The sequence below is a fragment of the Streptomyces sp. NPDC059832 genome (assembly GCF_042731715.1).
Lineage (GTDB): Bacteria > Actinomycetota > Actinomycetes > Streptomycetales > Streptomycetaceae > Streptomyces.
The window spans coordinates 1-3,785 of sequence record NZ_JBHWIY010000095.1 but is presented as its reverse complement, the minus strand read 5'-3'; the positions used below and the strand labels follow the sequence as shown (position 1 = coordinate 3,785).

Genomic DNA, 3,785 nt, shown 5'->3' with positions numbered 1-3,785 from the left:
AACAACTGACGAATCAACGTACCCAGATCATCACTCGACCCACGCGACTTCGACGACAGATTCGTCAGAACCTGCGCCCCCATGTCGAACTTCATTCAATCCCCCTGCCGAGCCTGTGCAAACAAATGTGCTGACCATCCCTATCAACTCCGGGGTGCTGAAGCAATCGAGGACCTCGGGGCTGTGGACAGGCTGTGACAGGGCTACCGAAGCACGGCGCAGGCCATGACGTGTGAAAACGAAGTACATGACCGGGCCGCGGGGGAAGGGGAGCCCTCCCGGCTCGACGGGGCTCCCGAGGATCTTCGGTCGATCTTCACTCCCTGCACACGTTTTTGAGCGGCGATCCGGCGAGCCTCTTCGTCGTCGATTCGATGAACGCGGCGGCTTCGATCTCGGTGATCTCGACGTGGTCGATCTCGTTGTGGCCGAGCGCATACAACCGGAGGGATTCGGTGGGCTCCCAGCGGAGATTCCGGGTGAACGCCTCGTCGTACGTTTCCGCTTCCCGGCCGATGGTGCGGCGCCGGAGGATCCCGCGCGGGCTGTTCCGGGGAAAGCCCTCACTGATCTCCGCGTAGTAGGTGACCCGGCTGCCAGGGGCGACGTACTCGCCGACGCCGAAGAACGGCCGGCCCTCCTCGGTGCCGCAGGCGTGCGCCCACAGATCCGCACGGCGCATGTGCTCGCGCATCAGTAGCGGGCGTGAACGACCGTGGGCGAAGGCCGAGTCCAAGATCGTCCCAGGCGATGGCCCGCAGCCGCTCAGGGGCGGCCCGCGACGGTTCGCTGTTCATTCGTAGCTCGTCCCCGGCCGGCATCGCCCGGACGCTCCTCGACCTCGCCATCGGCCGCAACGCGTCAGGTGCGGGAGGAGCCCCGGACGGCCGACTGGAGCTCGGCCGCTTCGATGTCGCCGATCTGGGTGTAGACAACATCGGTCTTCTTCTCGTCGGAGAGCTGGAGCAGGTCCGTCGGCTCCCAGCGCAGGTCCTGCGTGAAGACCTCGTCGCGCTGCTCCGCAGCCTTGAGCAGACGCCGCCGCAGGACGGGCCCCGAACAGTCGGCTGTCGCGTGGTAGGAGATCCGTCCCTTGGCGTCCAGGGCGTCCAGCGTGCGCCCGTCGAAGGTGAGGAAGGGCAGGTCCGCGAGGTGCTTCTGAAGGCTGCGGGGCTTGATGGACACACCGGTCAGGTCGAGGAATCCGGCCCCGTCCTGAAGGAACTCGCCGCCCCGCTCGTAGAAGAGGATCAGGGGCTCGTAGAGGTCGGGCAGGTCGGGCGTCGCGATATTGCCCTGTGCACGGAGCTCCGTAAATCGTACGGCCGCCCCGCAGGTCTTCCGGGCGCCGTATGCGACCTTCTTGAGGCACTCGTCGAGCTCCGTGGCGAGTGCCGGTGGGAGCCGGAACTCCTTGTCGATGTATTGAGTGACATCGAAGAAGGGCCAGTCGGCCTCGGCGCCGTATGCCTGGGCCCACAGAGCGGAACGTCGAAGGTACTCGTGCATCAGCAGACGGCGGGACTGCGCGTGTTCGAAGGCGTGATCCCAATCGCCGGACCAGTCGGCTGTACGCAGTCTTTCCAGCAGGGCGAGTGTCGATCCATCGGTCATTTCAGGTCCAGTCCGTTCGAACGGAGCTCCTGGAAGGCAGCCTCCATCACCTCGTTGATGTTTGAGAGGTCGGGCGCCAGTTCAATCTTCGGCGCATCGAGCCCGAGCCCTTCCCATTGCGCGAAGCCGCCCCTGCGCTCGCTGAACTGCCCGACGGAATAGCCGCTGCCCCGCTCGAACATGAGCAGGATCGGCTCGTAGGGATCGGGCAGCTCGGGCAGCTTGACCTTGCCCTCGGCCCGCAGCGCGGCCCAGCGGACCGCGCCGCGGCACACCCGCTCGATGGCCGGCTCCAGGTCGTCCCAGGCGATGGCCCACAGCCGCCCGAGGACGGCCCGCGACGATTCGCCGCTCACTCGAAAACCCGCCCCTGGACCGATGAGACCGATCGGCCCGGCAAAAAACCTGCCAGGCCGGTCCGGGCCGGTCAGAGATTCGCGTCGACGTACTTGGCGACCTCCACCATTTGGGCTTCGTTCTCGGGGGGCACCAGATAGTCGTGTTCCCTGATCCGCGCGAGGAATTCCTCGGGGAGTTCTACGTGGTGTGTCCAGACGTAGAACCAGAGGTCTCCCCTCCAGAGCCACTCTCCGTCGGAGAAGATCGAGTCGCCACCGAGTACGGTCCTGCCGGAACCGAGCACGTCTTCGGAGGAGCCCATGACGCTGAAGACCTCGTGGCCTCCGAGCAGATACTCGGTGATCCGTTTGGCATCTTCGTAAGGGTTCGGCGCAAGGAAGTCCCGCACACTTCCTCTCGGAGTTCCGAACGAGGGTGCCCAGAGTTCCTGGAAGAAATCGGCGATCTGCATGGGTGATCCTCTGCTAGCGGGCCATGGGAAGGAATGTTCGCCAGTATCCTCCACCAAAGATCTTCGGAATCTGGTTGGGACCGAGCTTGGTGTTCACACCGACCTTGTTCGTCGGGGCCATCACAGGGACTCCGAGTTCATTGGCGACGGCCTGTGCGGCGGGGATGTCCAGCACGCCTTCTCCTGCCGTTCCCGTATGGCACGACACCAGCCGCACCGGGCCTCCGTCGTAGCTCGGGTTGGCCCGTATGGCATCCGCGATGTGTGTGGGGTGAGTGTCACCGGCAGAGAAGGACGATCCGGCCTCGTTCACCCGCCCGGGTTCGAAGAAGCCCTGGTTGTTTCCGTGCACAACCACGTCGTGGTACCCCGGGAGCGGCTCGACCAGGTCGAAGTTGACCCTCGTGCTCCTGTCGTAGCCCACGGCTGTTCGCCCGTCTCCGAAGTAGACGGGGTCGCCGGTGTTCAGAATCAGATCGCCGGGTTCCTTGGGCTGTGCCGGAATTCTGGATTCCGGTGAAACCCGGGCCTCGTAGTCGCGGCGGGTGCCCATATCGGCGTCGTGGTCCGGGGAGTGGGGCCCGTCGCCGGCATCAGGTATGGGGTGGTGATCGGCCGCAGGTCCGTCGGGCGAAGGCTGGTGACCGTCCGAATCGTGGGCATGCGGTTCGTCCGGCCCGTTGTCCGGGGTGTGCTCGGGCTCCGAGGAGCCACCCTCGTGCGGGTGTGCAGGCCCATCCGGCGTTTCCCCAGGGTGGGACGGGGTGTCCCCGCCGTGTCCCGTTCCGCTGCCGGACGGGTGGTCGGCAGGGTGGGTGGTCCCTCCGAAAGCGTCGTCACCCATGTGACCGACATCGGTTGCCGTGTGGGTGCCCGCACCGACCAGCGCCGGTTCTCTGACCGTGTTTTCCACGTCAGGGAGGTGAGGGGAGGTCTCGGCGGGCGCGTCCTTGGCGTGCTGGACGGTGTCGCCGTGTTCGTTGAGGAGGTTGCCGTCGTGGTCGAAGTACTGGGCGGGGACGTCGGTGTGGGTGGGGAGTTTGGTGGTGTTCTCGGGCAGGAGGGGCGCGTCGTCGGGGAACTTGACGTTGCCGTCAGGGAGCTTGACGCCGCCCTCGGGGATCGGGGCGCCGTCGGGGAGGTGGACGGTGCCGTCGGGGAGCTTGAGGGAGCCCTCGGGCAGGGTGATCGCGTCGTCGGGGAGTTTGGGGATCTCGATGGTGCTGATGCCCTTGAGGCCCTTGGTGATGTCACCGATCTTGGACAGGCCCGCGCCGGCGCTTTTGGCGATGTAGGTCATGGGGTCGATGACCTTGCCGGCCTTGCCCGCGACGGACAGCACCTTCGCGACCGCTCCGGC

Annotated in this window: 4 protein-coding genes and 1 pseudogene; all 5 read right to left on the bottom strand. The window is 65.9% G+C overall.

The window, feature by feature from the left end; translation table 11 throughout:
- Positions 1-316: 316 nt before the first annotated feature.
- Positions 317-694, bottom strand: a complete 378-nt coding sequence (locus tag ACFV8T_RS45365; protein ID WP_385339725.1) for a hypothetical protein — start codon at positions 692-694, stop codon at positions 317-319.
- 167 nt (positions 695-861) lie between these two features.
- Positions 862-1,614 (bottom strand): hypothetical protein, encoded by a 753-nt coding sequence (locus ACFV8T_RS45360; protein ID WP_385339722.1) that lies wholly within the window; start codon positions 1,612-1,614, stop codon positions 862-864.
- Complete coding sequence (locus tag ACFV8T_RS45355; protein WP_385339719.1) at positions 1,611-1,970, bottom strand: hypothetical protein; 360 nt, start codon at positions 1,968-1,970, stop codon at positions 1,611-1,613. The genes ACFV8T_RS45360 and ACFV8T_RS45355 overlap by 4 nt, the downstream gene beginning before the upstream one ends.
- 71 nt (positions 1,971-2,041) lie before the next feature.
- Positions 2,042-2,425 carry a hypothetical protein gene (locus tag ACFV8T_RS45350; RefSeq protein WP_385339716.1) on the bottom strand — a complete coding sequence of 128 codons (384 nt, stop codon included), beginning with the start codon at positions 2,423-2,425 and terminating at the stop codon, positions 2,042-2,044.
- A gap of 13 nt (positions 2,426-2,438) precedes the next feature.
- Positions 2,439-3,785, bottom strand: a pseudogene (locus ACFV8T_RS45345) (hypothetical protein); the annotation flags it as partial.